The organism is Modestobacter lacusdianchii (assembly GCF_054177765.1).
In genome coordinates, this window is sequence record NZ_JBJJTJ010000008.1 from 1 (window position 1) to 16834 (window position 16834).

18 protein-coding genes are annotated in these 16834 nt (G+C 76.2%); 9 read left to right on the forward strand and 9 right to left on the reverse strand.

Annotation, left to right across the window (positions count from 1 at the left end; translation table 11 throughout):
* Positions 1 to 1014, reverse strand: a 1014-nt coding sequence (locus tag ACJTNH_RS07540; protein WP_458174190.1) for a TerC family protein, incomplete at its 3' end; no start/stop codon positions are given.
* Positions 1015 to 1213: 199 nt separating this feature from the next.
* Here ACJTNH_RS07540 and ACJTNH_RS07545 point away from each other — a divergent pair.
* Entirely contained in the window at positions 1214 to 2386 is a 1173-nt protein-coding gene (locus ACJTNH_RS07545) for an MFS transporter (protein WP_458174192.1), read from the forward strand.
* A gap of 10 nt (positions 2387 to 2396) precedes the next feature.
* Here ACJTNH_RS07545 and ACJTNH_RS07550 read toward each other — a convergent pair whose 3' ends face one another.
* The 4 genes from ACJTNH_RS07550 to ACJTNH_RS07565 all read right to left on the reverse strand — a co-directional run bounded on the left by ACJTNH_RS07550 (position 2397) and on the right by ACJTNH_RS07565 (position 5143).
* Entirely contained in the window at positions 2397 to 3206 is an 810-nt protein-coding gene (locus ACJTNH_RS07550; protein WP_458174194.1) for a TSUP family transporter, read from the reverse strand.
* 85 nt (positions 3207 to 3291) lie between these two features.
* Complete coding sequence (locus ACJTNH_RS07555; protein ID WP_458174196.1) at positions 3292 to 4416, reverse strand: NAD(P)/FAD-dependent oxidoreductase; 1125 nt, start codon at positions 4414 to 4416, stop codon at positions 3292 to 3294.
* Entirely contained in the window at positions 4413 to 4664 is a 252-nt protein-coding gene (locus ACJTNH_RS07560; protein ID WP_458174198.1) for a helix-turn-helix domain-containing protein, read from the reverse strand. Before ACJTNH_RS07560 ends, ACJTNH_RS07555 begins: the two co-directional genes overlap by 4 nt.
* Entirely contained in the window at positions 4664 to 5143 is a 480-nt protein-coding gene (locus tag ACJTNH_RS07565; RefSeq protein ID WP_458174200.1) for a DUF2975 domain-containing protein, read from the reverse strand. The genes ACJTNH_RS07560 and ACJTNH_RS07565 overlap by 1 nt, the downstream gene beginning before the upstream one ends.
* A 279-nt stretch (positions 5144 to 5422) precedes the next feature.
* On the opposite strand from ACJTNH_RS07565, the gene ACJTNH_RS07570 reads away from it, so the two are divergent.
* A complete protein-coding gene (locus ACJTNH_RS07570) occupies positions 5423 to 5656 on the forward strand; it encodes a VOC family protein (protein ID WP_458174202.1) in 234 nt (77 codons plus the stop codon).
* A 13-nt stretch (positions 5657 to 5669) separates the two neighbouring features.
* On the opposite strand, the gene ACJTNH_RS07575 is transcribed toward ACJTNH_RS07570, so the two are convergent.
* Complete coding sequence (locus tag ACJTNH_RS07575) at positions 5670 to 6566, reverse strand: hypothetical protein (protein ID WP_458174204.1); 897 nt, start codon at positions 6564 to 6566, stop codon at positions 5670 to 5672.
* Positions 6567 to 7074: 508 nt separating this feature from the next.
* Between ACJTNH_RS07575 and ACJTNH_RS07580 the strand changes: the two genes are divergently transcribed.
* The 6 genes from ACJTNH_RS07580 to ACJTNH_RS07605 all read left to right on the forward strand — a co-directional run bounded on the left by ACJTNH_RS07580 (position 7075) and on the right by ACJTNH_RS07605 (position 13453).
* On the forward strand, positions 7075 to 8280 hold the full coding sequence (locus ACJTNH_RS07580; protein WP_458174206.1) for a cation:proton antiporter domain-containing protein: 1206 nt from the start codon (positions 7075 to 7077) through the stop codon (positions 8278 to 8280).
* 460 nt (positions 8281 to 8740) lie between these two features.
* On the forward strand, positions 8741 to 9619 hold the full coding sequence (locus ACJTNH_RS07585; RefSeq protein WP_458174207.1) for an alpha/beta fold hydrolase: 879 nt from the start codon (positions 8741 to 8743) through the stop codon (positions 9617 to 9619).
* 73 nt (positions 9620 to 9692) lie between these two features.
* On the forward strand, positions 9693 to 10370 hold the full coding sequence (locus ACJTNH_RS07590; RefSeq protein WP_458174209.1) for a response regulator: 678 nt from the start codon (positions 9693 to 9695) through the stop codon (positions 10368 to 10370).
* The gene (locus ACJTNH_RS07595) at positions 10367 to 11806 is read left to right on the forward strand and encodes an ATP-binding protein (protein ID WP_458174211.1); all 1440 of its coding nucleotides are present in this window, start codon (positions 10367 to 10369) and stop codon (positions 11804 to 11806) included. The genes ACJTNH_RS07590 and ACJTNH_RS07595 overlap by 4 nt, the downstream gene beginning before the upstream one ends.
* Positions 11803 to 12375: a GerMN domain-containing protein gene (locus tag ACJTNH_RS07600; RefSeq protein ID WP_458174213.1), complete on the forward strand. Its 573-nt coding sequence runs from the start codon at positions 11803 to 11805 to the stop codon at positions 12373 to 12375. The genes ACJTNH_RS07595 and ACJTNH_RS07600 overlap by 4 nt, the downstream gene beginning before the upstream one ends.
* 181 nt (positions 12376 to 12556) lie before the next feature.
* Positions 12557 to 13453 carry a metallophosphoesterase gene (locus tag ACJTNH_RS07605; RefSeq protein WP_458174215.1) on the forward strand — a complete coding sequence of 299 codons (897 nt, stop codon included), beginning with the start codon at positions 12557 to 12559 and terminating at the stop codon, positions 13451 to 13453.
* Between the two features lie 356 nt (positions 13454 to 13809).
* Here the strand turns inward: ACJTNH_RS07605 and ACJTNH_RS07610 are convergent, their stop codons facing one another.
* Together ACJTNH_RS07610 and ACJTNH_RS07615 are read right to left on the reverse strand one after the other, a co-directional pair.
* Complete coding sequence (locus ACJTNH_RS07610; RefSeq protein ID WP_458174217.1) at positions 13810 to 14145, reverse strand: hypothetical protein; 336 nt, start codon at positions 14143 to 14145, stop codon at positions 13810 to 13812.
* Positions 14146 to 14225: 80 nt separating this feature from the next.
* Complete coding sequence (locus ACJTNH_RS07615; RefSeq protein WP_458174219.1) at positions 14226 to 14780, reverse strand: DUF421 domain-containing protein; 555 nt, start codon at positions 14778 to 14780, stop codon at positions 14226 to 14228.
* Between the two features lie 346 nt (positions 14781 to 15126).
* Here ACJTNH_RS07615 and ACJTNH_RS07620 point away from each other — a divergent pair, with 346 nt between their 5' ends.
* Positions 15127 to 15378 (forward strand): STAS domain-containing protein, encoded by a 252-nt coding sequence (locus ACJTNH_RS07620; RefSeq protein WP_458174221.1) that lies wholly within the window; start codon positions 15127 to 15129, stop codon positions 15376 to 15378.
* A gap of 61 nt (positions 15379 to 15439) precedes the next feature.
* On the opposite strand, the gene ACJTNH_RS07625 is transcribed toward ACJTNH_RS07620, so the two are convergent.
* Positions 15440 to 16804 carry a DUF2254 domain-containing protein gene (locus tag ACJTNH_RS07625; RefSeq protein WP_458174223.1) on the reverse strand — a complete coding sequence of 455 codons (1365 nt, stop codon included), beginning with the start codon at positions 16802 to 16804 and terminating at the stop codon, positions 15440 to 15442.
* Positions 16805 to 16834 lie beyond the last annotated feature (30 nt).

Consider the following 16834-nt stretch of genomic DNA (forward strand, 5'->3'; position numbering starts at 1 on the left):
CCCCCCCCCCCCCCCCCGCCCCCCCCCCCCCCCCCCCCCCCCCCCCCCCCCCCCCCCCCCCCCCCCCCCCCCCCCCCCCCCCCCCCCCCCCCCCCCCCGGCCCTGGCCGCGGGTGGCCCGCAGGCTGGCCGCGACCGACACCCCGATGATGGTGGCGATGACGGCCAGCGAGACCGTCGTCGGCACGTAGAACAGGTCGACCTTCAGCACCATCTTGACCCCGACCCAGACGAGCACCAGCGCCAGCCCGGTCTTCAGGTACACGAACCGGGGCACCAGGTCGGCGAGCAGGAAGTACATCGCCCGCAGCCCCAGGACGGCGAAGGCGTTGGCGGTGAACACCAGGAACGGCTCGTCGGTGACCGCGAAGATCGCCGGGATGGAGTCGACGGCGAACACCACGTCGGTGACCTCGATGACCACCAGCACCGCCAGCAGCGGGGTCGCGACCAGCCGGCCGGCGACCCGGACGACCAGCCGCTGCCCGTGGTAGGCGTTGGTCATCGGCACGAACCGCCGGAACACCCGCAGCGCCTGGGACCGCTCCGGGTCCAGGTGCTCCTCGCGCTGCCGGATCATCTTCACCCCGGTGAACAGCAGGAACGCGGCGAAGAGGTAGAGCACCCAGCTGAAGCTGGCGATCAGCACCGACCCGGCGGCGATGAACACGCCGCGGAACACCAGGGCGCCCAGGACGCCGAGGAAGAGCACCCGGTGCTGCAGCTCCCGGGGGACGGCGAAGTACGTGAGCACGATCGCCCAGACGAACACGTTGTCCACGGCCAGGGACTTCTCGATCAGGTAGCCGGCGAAGTACTGCTGGCCGAAGTCGGCGCCGGCCTGCCACCAGACGAGCACGCCGAACCCGACGCCCAGGGCGACCCACACCGCCGACCAGGCGGCGGCCTCGCGCACGCCGATCACGTGCGCGCGGCGGTGGGCGAACAGGTCCAGGGCGAGCATGGCCAGGATGACCGCCAGCACGGCGAGCCAGATCCAGAGGGGGACGTTCACGGGGCACCTCCCGGTCAGCTGACGACCGGAGGTCTCCCCCGCTCCCGGTGCCCCGGGAGCCCACCACGCCGGGCCGGAGGGCCGTACTGACGACGAGGTGGTGTGGGGTACTCCCCTCCACGACGGATCGAGTGAAGCGCACTTCATGTGTTAGCCGCAAGTGCACGCTCGTCGTCGCCGGGCCGGTAGCGTGCCGCAGGTGCCGGCGACGGGGGTCCAGCGGAACCCCGCACGCCGCCAGCTGGACGCCCTGACCCTGGGCCTGTTCACCGTGGCCCTGGGCACCAACGTGCCCACGCCGCTGCTGCTGGTCTACCGGCGCACCCTGGGGCTGTCCGACGCCGACATCACCGCGGTCTTCGGCTGCTACGCCGTCGGCCTGATCGCCGCGCTCACCGTCTCCGGCGCGGCGTCGGACCGGTTCGGCCGGCGGGCGGTGGTGCTGCCCTTCGCCGTCCTGGCCGGGCTGGTCTCGCTGCTGTTCCTGCCCGCCGCCGACCACCTGCCACTGCTCTACCTGGGCCGGCTGCTGCAGGGGGCGGTCTCCGGCGTGGTCTTCTCGGTGGCCAACGCCTGGCTGCAGGACCTCGCGGGCCCGGACGGTCAGCGGTCGGCGGCCACCCGCGGGGCGGTCTCCACCTCGCTCGGCTTCGCGATCGCACCGGCGATGAGCGGGCTGCTCGCCCAGTACGGCCCGGCGCCCACCACGCTCCCCTACCTGGTGCACGTCGCTGCCCTGCTCGTCGGGCTCGCGGCGCTGGCCACCGTGCCGGAGACGGTGCAGGGCCGCCGCCCGGGTCAGGTGCTCACCCTGGGTCTGCCCGCCGAGGCGCGGCGGTCGTTCTGGGCGGTGCTGGCGCCCACCGCGTTCGGCGTCTTCGCCTTCCCCACCGTCGCGGCGACCCTGCTGCCCCTGCTCGTCGTCCCGCAGGGGGTGGGCGTCGCCTACGCCGGCCTGATCGCCGGGCTCGCCCTGGGGGCCAGCGCGGTCGCCGCGCGGCTGGGCCGGCAGGCCGAGCGGGGTGCGGGGCCGCTCGGCATGGTGCTGGCCGTGGCCGGTCACGGGATCGGAGTGGGCGCGGTCGTGGCCGGATCGGAGGCGCTGCTGCTGCCCGCGGCCGCCCTGCTCGGCGCCGCGGGCGGGCTGTGCCTGACCGCCGGGCTCACCCTCACCGCCCGGCTCGCGCCGCCGCACACCCGCGGGGCGATGAACAGCGCGTTCTACGCCTTCGCCTACGCCGGTTTCGGCACCCCGCTGCTGCTGGCCTCCCTCGGCTCCACGCTGGGCACCGTCCCGGTGCTGACCGGGTTCCTCGTGGTCCCGCTCGCCCTGGCCGGCTGGCTGGCCCAGGAGCTGCGCCGCCGCGGCTGAGCCCGGCCGGTCAGCGGTTCTCGGTCCAGACGTCCCAGCCCAGCCGCCCGATCAACACGGTGACCACGACCAGGAAGACGACCCGGATGAAGCGGCTCCCCCGGCTGGTCGCCGTCCGGGCGCCCAGGTAGGCGCCGACCGTGTTGGCGGCGCCGAGCATCAGCCCCAGCCCCCAGAACACCGACCCGTGCGGCACGAAGAACAGCAGCGCGCCCAGGTTGGTGGCGCAGTTGACGATCTTGGCCTTCGCACTGGCGGCGAGGAAGTCGTAGCCCAGCAGCGAGACCAGCGCGAAGACCAGGAACGAGCCGGTGCCCGGCCCGAGGATGCCGTCGTAGAAGCCGATGACCACCCCGACGACGGCGGCGATGCCGTGGTGCCGCCGGCCAACGTGCCGCAGCGCGGTCACCTCCCCCAGCGCCGGGCGCAGCACGGTGAACAGCCCGATGCCCACGAGCGCCACCACGATCACCGGCTTGAAGACGTCGGCCGGCAGCAGCGCCGCGATCGAGGCGCCGGCGAAGCTGCTCACCAGCGCCACCCCGGCCATCGGCAGCGCCGTGCGCAGGTCGGGGCGCACCCGGCGGTAGAAGGTGACGGCACTGGTGGTCGTGCCGAGGATGGAGCCGAGCTTGTTGGTGGCCAGCGCCTGCACCGGGCTCATGCCGGGCACCAGCAGCAGGGCGGGCAGCTGCACCAGACCGCCGCCGCCGACGACGGCGTCGATGAAGCCCGCCGTGAGCGCGGCCAGCAGGACCAGCACCAGCACGGTCGGGGTGAGCCCCTCGGGGAGCAGGTCGAGCGCGAGGACGTCGGTCATCCGGCAGAGCGGGCGGTCGACGCCGGACGGGGGCGGGAAGGCACCGGCACACGGTAGGAGGCCACCCCCCGGACCCGACGGGCGGTCAGCCGGGTGTCGGGAACGACCGGTCGCCGAAGAGCACCCGACGGGCGGCGGCCCGCCCGAGCGGCGTCCGCAGCAGCGCGTGGCCGGCGGCCGCCATCGCCGGCGTGCGCACCTGGGACAGGCCCGTGCGCATCAGCAGCCGGCCGCGGAAGGCCGCACGGAGGACGGCGCCGTCGTAGTGGTCCAGCGGATCGGGCCGCCCGGCGTCGAGCGCGTCGGAGAGGACGTCGGCGGCGTGCTCGGACAGCCGCAGGCACGGGTCCAGGCCCCCGGCGGTGAGCGGGGAGACCGCACCCGCGGCGTCACCGACCAGCAGCCCCTCCGCACAGCCGATCCTCCGCAGCAGCCCGCCGACCGGGATCGGGCCACCGCGCCGCTCCACGTCACCGACCCGGTCGACCCGGTCGAGGCCGGGGGCAGCGGCCCGGAACCTGGCCAGCGCGGCGCGCATGCCCTCGGGGAAGCGGTCCGGGTAGCCGGCCACCCCCACATGGGCGTGCTCACCGTCGTCCACCACCCAGGCCAGGTAACCGGGGGCCAGCGTGGGGTCGAGCACGCAGTGGAACGCCGGCGGCCCCGCGCCCGGCGGCACCGGGAAGACCTCCTCGGCCCCGACCAGCAGCGGCCGGTTGCGGTCCAGGCCCAGGTCGCGGGCGACGCGGGACCGGGCGCCGTCGGCGCCCACGAGGAACCGGGCCCGCACCAGCACCGGCCCGTCCGGTCCGGCCAGCCGGACGCCGTCACCGGTGCGCCCGAGGTAGCGGGTGCCCAGCGCCAGCCGCACGCCGGCGTCGGCCGCCGACCGGGCCGCGGCGAGGTAGAGCCCTGCCATGTCGCCGACCCGGTACTCGTCGCGCGCGCTGTCCAGGGTCACCGGGCTCCGCAGCGAGGGCGGGTAGAGCACCACCCGGCGGATCGGCGGCCCGAGGCAGTGCTCGGGGAGCGGGAAGTCGTCGAGGGTCTTGCGGACGAAGATCCCGGTGGTGCGGATCGCGCCGGTGAGCGTGGTGCGCCGCTCCACCACCAGCACGTCGCGGCCACGGTCGGCCAGCAGCGTGGCGGCGTGCAGGCCGGCGAGGCCGGCGCCGACCACCAGCACGTCGACGGCGTCGGGACCGGTCACTCGTCCCCCGCCGCGGCGCCGACCGCGACCTGCTGGTCACCGGCGTCGGCCACCCACTCCAGCAGGTCGCCGGGCTGGCAGTCGAGCACCCGGCACATCGCCTCCAGGGTGCTGAACCGCACCGCCTTCGCCCGGCCGTTCTTGAGCACCGCCACGTTGGCCGGGGTCAGCCCGACCCGCTCGGCGAACTCGCCCACGCTCATCTTGCGCCGGGCCAGCTGGACGTCGATCCGCACGACGATCGGCATCAGATGACGGCTTCCATGTCGGTGCGCAGCGTCGTGGCCTGCCGCAGCAGCGCCCGCAGCACGACCATCAGCAGCCCGAGCACGGTGACGCCGGACCAGGTGAGCACCAGCAGGATCGGCACCGCGGGGTCGTCGGCGCGGAGACCGGACCACAGCGTGACGCCGCTCAGCACGACCCAGGCGGCGGCGACCGCGCGCACGATCGCGTCGACCCAGGTCGAGGACGCGTCGCTGAAGATGCGGTCGTCCTCGACCAGGGTGAGCAGCTTCCAGGTCGCCACGATCACCACCTGCACGCAGAGCACCAGGAAGACGGCGACCGCGGTCAGCGGCCAGCGCAGGTGCGCGTCCTGCGGCGACTCCGCGGCCAGCTGGGCGAACTCGCCGGGAAGCGACACCGCCTGCAGCGCGACCAGCATCGCGAAGAGCACCCCGAGGAAGACCCGGAGCGGGGCCACTGCCCGTTGTTCGATCGCCATGCATCGAATGTCGTTGACTGTCTATCGAAAGTCAATCGATGCTCGCGCGTGTCGCCCGATCGGCGGACGAGCCGATCAGGCCTCGTCGGGCTCTGTGGTCGTGGGGGCGAGGGCGGCAGCGCAGGCCGCGAGGTCGGCCAGGAGCCGGGACTGCGCCGCCGGCGGCAGGGCGGTGAGCATCTGCCGCTCGACCGCCCGAACGGCGGCGCTCGCCGCCTGCAGCTGCCGGCGACCGGGGGTGGTCAGCTCGGTTGCGCCGTCGTCTTCGACACCCGGCCGGTGACCTTCGCCGTCCGGGAGCCACTGCCCGGCGTCGACCTCGACGCGGTCGCCCCCCGTCCGAGGGCCGGCGTCGCGCTGTGGCTGCACGCCGACGACGCGCAGGCGCTGCACGACAGCCTGGCCGAGGCGGGGGTGCCGCTGCCGGCGGCGCCGGTCGACGGCCCGTTCGGCCGGACGTTCACCTTCCTGGACCCGGACGGCTACGCGGTCACCGTGCACGACCGGGCCTGACCGGCCGCCGGGGTCAGCGGTAGTTGACGTGCACGTGGTCGAAGTGGTTCGCCGTCACACCGCCCCGGTCCTCCATCGGCTTCCAGGAGCCACCGGGCGAGCTGAGCATCCGCTGCTCCCAGATCACGTACGCGACGCCGAGCTCGGCCCAGTGGTCGATGTGGTACTGCGCGATGGCGTCGCCGAGGGCGGCATCGGACATGACCATGTAGTCCAGGGCCAGGCCGGACGGGTGCCCGCCGGGGTCGGCCGCGCTGGCCCGGGTGCCACCGAGCGTGATCCCTGCGGCGCCGGGCACGTTGGACACGACCTGGTCGGCGGCCCGCTGGACCTGCGGCTTGACGCTGCCGGCCGTGTTGGTGATCCGGGCGACGGCCCCGGCGATCGCGGCCGAGACGGAGCCGGCCGACGGCTTGGCGGCGGACGGGCGGCTGGCTGCCTCGGCGGCCCGCTGCTCGGCAGCCGCCTGCTCCTTCGCGGCGGCCTCGGCGGCGGCCTGGGCCGCCGCTGCGGCAGCTGCCTCCTCGGCGGCCCGGGCGGCGGCCTCGGCCTCGAGCCGCTGGCGCTCGAGCTCGGCCTGGTCGGCGGCCGCCTGGGCCTGCTGTGCGGCGGTCTGGGCGGCCTCACGCGTGCTCCGGCTGGCGGCCAGCTGCTCCAGCGGCGCCAGGTCCCGCGCCGGGTCGACCGGCGCGGACAGCGCGCTCAGGCCGAGCTCCTCGGCCACGCTCACCGGCTCGGAGACGCCGACCGCCTGCGCCGCCGGTTCGGCCCCGACCAGGACGTTGACCAGGACGGCGCCGGCCGCGGCGGCGCCCAGGAAGACCCCGGGTCGGCGGGCGGCGGCGAGCGTGCCGCGGCGCGGCTGACTGCTCCGGCGACGCGGGCCGGACAGGGTGGCGCGGGGGTGCATGAGTCGTGGTGCTCCGAGGGGTGCGAGCGCAGCTCCGACGACCCGGCGGGTGTGGGCTACGGCGGGTGTACGGGCTCCCCTGCGGGGGCGGGACGACCGACCGGACCGGGTCACGCTAACCGTCGTTGCAGTTCCGTGACAATGCGCCGGAGCCGATTACTCCGGTGACGATCGCGGCGCGCCTCCGGTCCTGCGCCGGTAGGTCGCGGGCCGCACCGACCGACACCCGGCGTGACCAGGGACTCCGCCGCCGGCCGACCCGGGCGCACGGCCACGAGGGTGCGACGAGGAGCACACCTCCCCGCCTTCCGCACCGCCGGTCGGGCCCGGTCGACCAGCCGCAGCACCGCCGGCGACCGCGTCCGGCCGGTCGGCCGGGGGGGGCGAGGTGACTGGCGTCGTCGTCCCGGGTGAGCTGCCCGGTGCGCGCACCCGCGCCGCCGGCGGCATGATCGACAGCCGGCCCGAGCCCGCGGCCCCGTGCGATCCGCCCCGGAGGAACGACCGGATGGACCAGCTCCACCTCGCCTACGCCCTGGTCGGCAGCCTCGCCGTCGCGTTGGCCGCACTGTCCAGCCGGATCCGCGACCTGCCGTTCAGCGAGCCGCTGCTGGCGATGCTGCTCGGCGTGCTCGTCGGCCCGCAGCTGCTCGGCCTGATCGAGGTGTCCGAGTCGACCCGCCCGACCCTGCTCAGCGAGATGGGCCGGGTGCTGCTGGCCGTCTCGCTGATGGGGGTGGCGCTGCGCTACCCGGTCCGCCGCCTGCGGCCGATCGTCACCCCCACCGCGGTGCTGGTGACGGTCGGCATGGTGAGCATGGCGGCGTTGTCGGCCGGGTTGGCCTGGCTGGTGCTGGGCGTGCCCCTGGCCCTGGCCCTGCTCCTCGGCGCCTGCGTCGCGCCGACCGACCCGGTGCTGGCCTCGAGCGTGGTCACCGGGAAGCCGGCCGAGGAGCACCTCCCGGCCCGCACCCGGCAGCTGCTGTCGGCCGAGTCGGGCGCCAACGACGGGCTGGCGCTGCCGCTGGTGCTGCTGGGCATCGCCCTGGTGGTCGGTGAGTCGGTCGGGCACGCCGCGCTCGACGGGCTGTACCAGGTGGCGGTGGGTGCCGCGATCGGCGCCGCCGCCGGGTTCGTCGCCGGGCGGGCCGTGACGTTCGCGCTGCGCCGGTCCGACGTCTCCGAGGGCGCCTCGCTGATCTTCACCCTGGTGCTGGCCGTCGCCGTGCTGGGGCTGGCCCGGGTGGCTGACACCGACGGCGTGCTGGCCGTCTTCGTGGCGGGGCTGGCCTACAACGCGGGGGTGGCGAACGACGAGGTCGGGCCGCAGAACACCATCGACGAGGGGGTCAACCGCTACGTCGTCCTGCCGCTGTTCCTGCTGCTGGGCATCGAGCTGCCCTGGTCGGCGTGGGCCGACCTGGGCTGGGCGGCGGTGGTGTTCCCGGTCGCGGTGCTGCTGCTGCGCCGGCTGCCGGTGCTGCTGGCCCTGACCCGGCCGCTGGGGCTGCGGCTGCGCGACGGCGTCTTCCTCGGCTGGTTCGGCCCGATCGGGGTGAGCGCGGTCTTCTACCTGACGTTCAGCGTCGAGGAGGGCGTCACCGACCCCCGGCTGTGGGCGGCCGGCACCCTGGTCGTCGCGGCGAGCACCCTGGCGCACGGGGTGAGCTCGGCCCCGGGCCGCCGGCTCTACCGGCGGGTCGCCGGCGACTGAGCCCAGGTGTTGCGGTCGCCTTGCAGCCGCGTGGCGTTCCCGCGACGTCGCGGCTGCGGCGCCGGCTGGTGGGCACCGCTCCGGTCCGGGCCACCTGACGCCCGGCGCGAGCGGCCTCCCGCGGCCAGCAGCAGCCACGCCGGGCAGCCGGCCGGACCGTGACGAGTGCGAGGAGGACGGTGCCCGAGCGATGAGCGCCGTCGACCTGGTCCCCGAGCTCGCCGTCCGCCGCACGGACCCACTGACCGTCCCTGCCGTCTGGCGGGTCGTCCGGCACGAGGGGCTGGGGGCGCTGACCGGCCCGGTCGTTCGTCCGGCTGCGGCACGGGGACGGCTTCTCCCACGCCCGGGCGACCGGGTTCCAGGTCTCCCTGGCCGTGGTGCCGCTGGTCATCGCCGAGCTGGAGCTGGCCGCCGGCGCCTCCCCCACGTCCCGCCCGCCACCCCACCAGGAGCACCGATGACCGACCTCGTCTCGTTCGACGGCACCCGACTGGCGGTGACCAGCTGGGGTGCCGAGGACGCACCGCTGGTCGTGCTCGTGCACGGGCTGGGCATGTCGACCAGCTCGTGGGGCGAGGTGCCCGACCGGCTGGCCGGCACCTGCCGGGTCGTCGCCTACGACCTGCGCGGGCACGCCCGGAGCGGGCCGGCGGGCACCGGCCGGTACCGGCTGGCCAGCCACGCCGCCGACCTGGCCGCGGTGCTCGCCCACGTCCGCCGGGACGGCGAGCAGGTGACGCTGGTCGGCCACAGCCTGGGCGGCGCGATCCTGCTGCAGCACGTGGCCGGGGCCGGCACCGAGCACGTCTCCGGCGTCGTCTTCGCCGGCTCGGGCGGCTCGGCGGTCACCGTGCCCGGCCTGCCGGCCCGCGACCTGCCCGGGCCGGTCGGCGCCGTCGTCCGCACCGCCTGGCTGGGCCTGTTGCTGCTGGGCGTGCGCCTCGGGCGCCGGCTGCGCGGCTGGGACGCCGTCACCGACCGGGTGTCGCGGCGGTGGGCGTTCGCCGGGCACGAGCCGGCCGAGCTGGTCTCCCGCGCCCGCGCCGACTTCCTGGCCACCCGGCCACGGGCGCTGGCCGGCACCGTGCTGGCCAGCATCAGCCACGACGGGCAGCAGCTCGCCCCGGCACTGCCGGTGCCGGCGGTGGTGGTGCACGGCGGCCAGGACAGCGAGGTGCCCGACGAGGACGCCCGACGGCTGCTCGACGCCCTGCCCGACGGTCAGCTGGTGCGCCTGCCGCACGCCGGGCACATGCTGCCGCTCACCGCGCCGCAGGTGGTGGCCGACCAGGTCGCCGGGCTGGTCCGGCGGACGTCGGCAGGGCAGTCCGGCTGAGCGGCCCAGGGGCCGGCGGCACCGGGGGACGTGCAGGTGGTGACCGGCGCGGCCGATGGGCAGACTGACCGGCGTGTCACGGTCCGTGCTGGTCATCGAGGACGACCCCCGCATCCGCCGCATCGTGCAGCTGACCCTGGAGCGCGAGGGCCTGCAGGTCACCGAGGCCGAGAGCGGGGAGGCCGGGCTGCAGCGGCTGGCCGAGCGCGACTTCGACGTCATCCTGCTGGACCTGATGCTGCCCGGGCAGGACGGCTTCGAGGTCTGCCGGGCGATCCGGCGGACCTCCAACACCCCGGTGATCATGGTGACCGCCCGCTCGGACAGCCACGACGTGGTCGCCGGCCTGGAGGCCGGCGCGGACGACTACGTCTCCAAGCCGTTCGTGCCGAAGGAGCTGTCCGCCCGGATCCGCGCGCTGGCCCGGCGCACCCGGGTGCCCGAGCCGCGCCGCGAGGTGGTCATCGGCGACCTGGTGCTGACCCCGTCCGACGGCACGGTCACCCGGGACGGCGACCCGCTGGACCTGACCCGCACGGAGTTCAAGCTGCTGTGCGAGCTCGCCGCCGAGCCCGGCCGGGTGCTCACCCGCGAGGAGCTGCTCGAGCGGGTGTGGGGCTACGACTACTTCGGCGACTCCCGGCTGGTGGACGTGCACGTCCGCCGGCTGCGCAAGAAGGTGGAGCGGGACCCGAGCTCCCCGGCCGTCGTGCTGACGGTGCGCGGGATGGGCTACCGCGTGCCTGCATGAGCACTGCCGCCGAGCCGGCGCCCGCTCGCCGGCGGACCCGGACGGTGCCGGTCGCGGTGCCGCGCACGCTGCGCGGCCGGGCGACGCTGGCCTTCACCGCCATCACGCTGGTGCTGTCGACGGCGCTGGCGCTCACGGTCTGGGGAGCGGTGTCGCAGTACCTGCTGCTGCAGCGGGAGCGCGCGACCCTGGCCCAGGCCAGCGCCAACGCCGCGCAGCTGCAGCGCGGCGCCTCCGCGGCGGGGCTGACCCTCCCCCAGCTGCTGGCCCAGCTGCCCCGGCAGACCGGGTCGACGTCGCTCCACGTCGACAGCGGTGAGTGGACGACGACGTCGCTGCTGGTCGGCCGGGACGACCTGCCGCGCGGCCTGCGGGACACCGTGGTCGGGGGCACCCCGGCCCGGCAGCGGATCACCGTGCAGGGCGAGACCGTGCTCGCCGTGGGCATCCCGCTGGCCGGCCTGGACGACGCCTACTTCGAGGTCTTCCCGCTCGACGAGCTCGACCGGACCTACCGGGTGCTGGGCACGGTGCTGCTCCTGGCGGTGCTGACCTCGGTCCCGGTCGCGCTGGTCGTGGGCTGGTGGAGCACCCGGCCGACCCTGCGCCCGCTGGAGCGGATCTCCACGGTGGCCGGGGCGATCGCCGGCGGCTACCTGGGGGCCCGCCTCGACCCGCAGGGCGACCCGTCGCTGGCCCCGCTGGCGGCCTCGTTCAACCAGACCGTGGCCGCGCTGGAGGAACGGGTGCGCAGCGACGCCCGCTTCGCCGCCGACGTCAGCCACGAGCTCCGGACGCCGCTGACGGCGATGCTGGGCGCGATGTCGCTGGTCGAGGAGCACGTCGAGCGGCTGCCCCCCGACGGGCAGGAGGGACTGGCGCTGCTGCGAGCCGAGGTGCAGGGGTTCGAGCGGCTGGTCGCCGACCTGCTGGAGATCTCCCGCTCCGACGCCGGCAGCACCGACGTGGCGCTGGAGGACGTCCGGGTGGCCGACCTGCTGCGGGCGGTGCTCGCCCGCCGCGCGCTGGCCGGCCGGCCGCCGGTGCCGGTCGACGCCCCGGCCGACGCCGCGGAGCTCGTCGTCCGGGCGGACAAGCGCCGGCTGGAACGGGTGCTGGGCAACCTGATGGACAACGCGGACACCCACGGCCAGGGGCTGCGCGCCGTCGTCCTGGAGCGGGCCGGGGACGGGCGGACGGTCCGGCTGCACGTGGACGACGGCGGCCCCGGGGTGCCGGCCGGGGACCGGGCCCGGGTGTTCGAGCGCTTCGCCCGCGGCGCGGGCAGCACCCGGACCCGGACCCCGGGTGCCGGGCTGGGACTGGCGCTGGTCACCCGGCACGTGCACGCCGTGCACGGCACCGTGACGGTCGGCGAGAGCCCGCAGGGCGGTGCCCGGTTCACCGTCGAGCTGCCGCTGGGGAGCACCCGGTGAGGCGGCCGTTCGCCGTCCTCGCCGCGTTCCTGGTGCTGGTCGCCGGCTGCGGGATCGGCACCCAGGACCGCCCGGAGCGGCTCACCCTGACCGAGGCACCGACCTCCCGGGCGACCGGCCCCGGCCCGGGGGCGGTCGAGCTCGAGGTGTTCTTCGTCCGCGGCGCCGAGCTGGAGCCGGTGACCCGCTCCGCACCGGCCCAGGACCCGACCACCCTGCTGGAGGTGCTCGTCGCCGGGCCGACCCGCGCGGAGGTGCTCTCCGGGCTCCGCACCGCGATCGCCCCGCAGACCGAGACCGTGCCGACCGGGCTGGTCGAGCGGCGGCTCCAGGTCGACCTGCCGGTCGAGCTGACCGACGTCAGCGGTGGCAACCAGCTGCTCACCTTCGCGCAGCTGGTCTGGACCCTCACCACGCTGCCGACCGTCGGCGAGGTGCGGTTCACCTCCGGCGGCGTGCCGGTCGAGGTGCCCACCGACGAGGGGCTCACCGGTGCGCCGGTGGACCGGGACGACTACCGCTCGGTGGCGCCGCCGGGCAGCAGCTCGCCCGCCGCACCGACCGGCTGACCGGCCGGTTGCCACGAGACCGTCATCGGGGAGCGCCGCTGCATGACGGTTAGCGGTCGAGCCCGGCGCCTCCGCCGCGGCGCCTCCTCGCGGCACCCAACCTGGGGGTGAGCAGACCACCGACACCCCGGAGCCGCCCCGCCATGGCCACCCCGCCGTCCGGACCCGGGCCCCGGGCCCGATGAGGCGCTGGGCGCTGCGGGCACTGCTCGGCCTCACGGCCGTGGTCGGCCTGCTGGTGGGCTGGGGGGTGCTGGTCGAGCCGCGCCTGGTCCTGGACGAGGAGCGGCTGGACGTCCCCCTGCCCGGGCTCAGCGGCGAGTGGACGGGCACCGAGATCGCCGTCCTCTCCGACCTGCAGGTGGGGGCCCGGTGGGCCAACACGGGGACGGTCGAGCGTGCGGTCGCCGCCGTCGTCGACGCCGAGCCGGACGCCGTGCTGCTGGCCGGCGACCTGGTGCACGGCGCCCACCGCGACGAGGTCGTGCACCGGCAGGTGGACCAGGTGCTGGAGCTGCTCGCGCCGCTGCTCGAGGCACGACTGACCGTCTACGCGGTGCTCGGCGACCACGACCACGCCGCCGGGGCGTCCGACGAGCTGACCCGCGCCCTCGGGGAGGCCGGTGCCGAGGTGCTCCGCGACGGAGCCCGGCGGCTCCCCCCGCCCACCGGGGAGTCGCCGGAGACCGACCTGTGGGTCGTGGGACTCGACGGTGCGGGCGGCCGGCGGCCCGGCCCGGCGGTCGCCTTCGCCGGCGTCCCGGACGACGCCCCGCGGGTGGTCCTGGTGCACGACCCGACCGCGTTCCCGTCCCTGCCGGCCGGCAGCGCGCCGCTGACCCTGGCCGGGCACACGCGGTGCGGCCAGATCGGGGTGCCCGGTCTGCCGCGCTGGTCGCGGCTGGGGCTCAGCGCCGAGGAGGAGCAGGTGGCCGACGGCTGGTCACCGGCCGGGTACGGGGCGCCCGGCAACCGGCTGTTCGTGACCTGCGGGCTCGGCTTCGGCGCCGTCCCGATCCGGCTGTCCGCCCCGCCGCAGGTCGTGTTCGTGAGGCTCACGCCGGCCGGCGCGGGCTGACCGGCCGCACCGGACGACGGTGCCGGGACGCGCTCACGGGGCGCGGCGAGCAGGCCTGCCGCACCCTGCTCAGCTCGCGGCCGATCCCACCGCCGGCGGGGACCGGACGGGAGGGTCAGGAGCGCGCCGCCCACCGGTGGCCGCACGCGCGGCAGCGCATCCGGGCCCACCAGCTCCGGTCCTCCGCCGCGGGGGTGGTGTCCACCAGGTCCCGGGACGAGCAGCCCGGGCAGCGCAGCAGCACCGCGAGAGCCCCGCTGCGAGCGGTGACCGGCCGGGCGACACCGCCCCGGACGGCGCCCGGACGGACGGGCGGACGGACGGCGGGCGGGGGCAGCAGGCTGGTCACGGCCGGCTCACGCGTCCGCGAACGAGGGCGACGGCGACGGCGCGACGGCGCTCGGCTGGGGCACCCCGGCGGCCGTGGCCGCAGCCGCAGCGGTGGCCGCCGTCGGCGGCGCGACCTCCCACACCTCGGCGGTGCGCGGCCGCCCCTGCGCCTCGCGGTGGGCGTACAGCTGCTCGCGCGGCGGCAGCGGGTGGCCGACCGGGCAGCGCAGGGTGCCCACCTCGCCGACGTGCACCGGGCTGCGCCGACCGGGCACGACGCACCGGCCGGCCCGCTCGATCAGCCGGCTGTCGCACTCTGGGCAGTGGAGGTTGTGCACGGACAGGATCCACACGGAGACCATGCGCACACCCTGCGTGACGGAACGGCGACGGATCCAGGGGTGGGCGGCCGTGTCCGCCGACCTTCACACGATCGCAAAGCTCACCCGCGCCGTCCGGCGGGGTCGTCGTCGGCCCCGCTGCCGCGGCTCACCCCGGCGACCCCCGCCAGCGCCGACCAGTCACCGATCGTGCTCCGCGGGACGACGCTGAGCGTCCCGTCGCTCTCCAGCACCACCGCGGCGATCTCGCCCAGGTCACCCTGACCCGACGCCCGCACCGCCTGCCGCACCTCGTCCAGCGCCACGCGCTGCCGGGTCAGCGTCTCGCTGATCGGCCGGCCGTCGCGCCACAGCAGCGTCGGCCGCGAGGTCACCACCCCGCGCGCCGCCGGCCGGTGCACGGTGACCCAGGCGACCAGCGCCTGCAGCGCCGCCAGCAGCACCAGCGCGGTCACGCCCTCGGCCCAGGAGACGTCGGAGTTCAGCAGGATGGTGGCCAGCGTCGAGCCCAGGGCCACGGTGACCACCAGGTCGAAGGCGTTGAGCTTGGCCAGCGTCCGCTTGCCCGACAGCCGCAGCACGACCACCACGCTCACGTAGGCGGCCGCGCCGACCGCCAGCACCCGGGCCACGTCCGACCACGAGTCCCACCACATGTCGCCTCCCTCTGCTGCACCCGCTCGTCCCGCGCGGCCTCCCTCGAGCACCGCGCCGGTTGCCCGACCCGGTGCAGCCTGCGGGCAGCGGCGCCGGCTCGCGAGCCGGCGGTCGGCACGGGGTGCGTCGTGTGAAGGGTCCGTGACTCTTCGGCCGGCCGCTTGTGGCGGAACCGGATCGGCTGCCATGGTCGGACGACGGCGCACCCGGTGGCGGAGCCGCTCCGACGACCGGGCGCCGCCCGACCGACCCGCCGTGCACCCACCGATCGCACCGACACACCGGAGGACGACATGCCCCCCCACGCGATCACCGCGCACCCCCACCGGCCGCACGCTGACCGAGGTGGTGGACGGCCACACCGGCAGGGTCCGGGTCAGCGGCCACCTCACCCCGGCCGGCGCCGACCTGCTCCGCGGCACCGTCGAGGGCCTGCGCCGGCAGGGCCACTCGACCGTGGTGCTCGACCTGACCGGCGTGCAGGCCGCCGACGACGTCGGCCTGCACGTCCTCTCCAGCCTGGGCAGCTCGATGGCCGACTCCGGCGACCGGCTGCTGGTGCACAACGCCCCCGAGGGGTCCGCGACCGGCGCCTGAGCCCCACCCGACGACGGCCGGGCCCAGCACGGGGTCCGGCCGTCGTCGTCTCCGCAGGCGGTCAGGCTGCCGGGGGCCAGCTCCCCGCGAGGGCCAGGTCGACCACGTGCCGCCACTCGCGGGTCTCGTCCTCGCCGACGTCGGTGGTCTCCTCCGCGACGGCCGCCACCTTCGCCGCGTGACGCCGCAGCAGCTCGTCCACCCCCCGCCCGCGCGCCCGCCAGGCCACCTCGCGCAGCAGCCCGGCGATCCGGCGCAGCACCGCCGGCTGCCCCTCGGCGAAGTGCAGCGGCTCCTCCAGCACCAGCTGCAGCAGCGCCGGCAGCTCCCAGGCGGGCACCACCACCCGCACCGCGCCCTCGTCGTCCCGCACCACCCGGAGGTCGGAGGGGCGGGTGGCCAGCACGCCGAGCAGGGCCGAGGCGTGCGAGAGCGCGTGCACCGCGGTCGTCGGGTCGTTGATCCCGGGTGAGAGCGCCCGGACGGCGATGTCGATGACCTTGCGCAGCGCGTAGGCGACGTCCCGTTCCGGCGAGCGCTCGAAGTGCAGCTGCAGCACCTCGTCCAGCGCCTCCTCCAGCCGCGCGGCGTCGACGGCCGCGCCGGGCACGTCGGGCCAGGCGTGCGCCACCGGGGTGCCCTCGACGACGGAGTCCCCGATCCGCACCGCCAGCCGCACCTGCGCCCCGGCGTCCCGGGCGGCGCGGGCGGCGGCCGCCTCGGCGACGCCGACCACGAAGCCGCTGGAGCGGGCGGTCAGCACCACCGGCGGGCCGGGCGGTGCACCCGGGTCGCCGTCCGTGCCGTCGTCCGTGCCGTCGTCCTGGGCGCTGCCCAGCTCCCGGTCGATGGTGCGGGTGCCCTCGGAGTGGACGTCGCGGAGCATCGTCTCCACCCGCAGCACCCGGGACAGGTGCTCCAGGAACACCACCAGGGCCAGCACGCTGCCCAGGGTCAGCACGTAGGCGACGGTGATCGACAGCCGCGGCACGAAGGCGGTGTCGTCCTCGGTCGCGCTCTCGGTGCGCACGGTGCGCAGCACGGTGAGGGCGTAGACGAAGGTGAGCATCAGCTGCGCCAGCGTCAGCTGGACCACCCGGTCGGTGGCGAAGGTCTGCAGCAGCCGCGGCGAGTACTGGCTGCTGCTCAGCTGCAGGGCGATGACGGTCAGCGAGAAGGTCAGACCGGTGACCGAGATCAGCGAGCCGGCGATCGCCGCCAGCAGGTCGCGGGCCGCGGAGGCGCCACCGCCGAAGGCGAAGGTGAGCGGGTGCCCGCCGGGCTCGTCGAGCCAGCCGTCGACCGCCGGGACCAGGACGCCCAGCCCGATGGCCAGCAGCACCCCCAGCACGGGGATGGGCCACAACGCTCCGCCGATCCGGCCGAGCAGGGTGCGCAGCGGTCCCCCGCGCCGGTCGTTGGCCACGCCCGAGTCTCCCCCAGGCCCGCCCGCCCG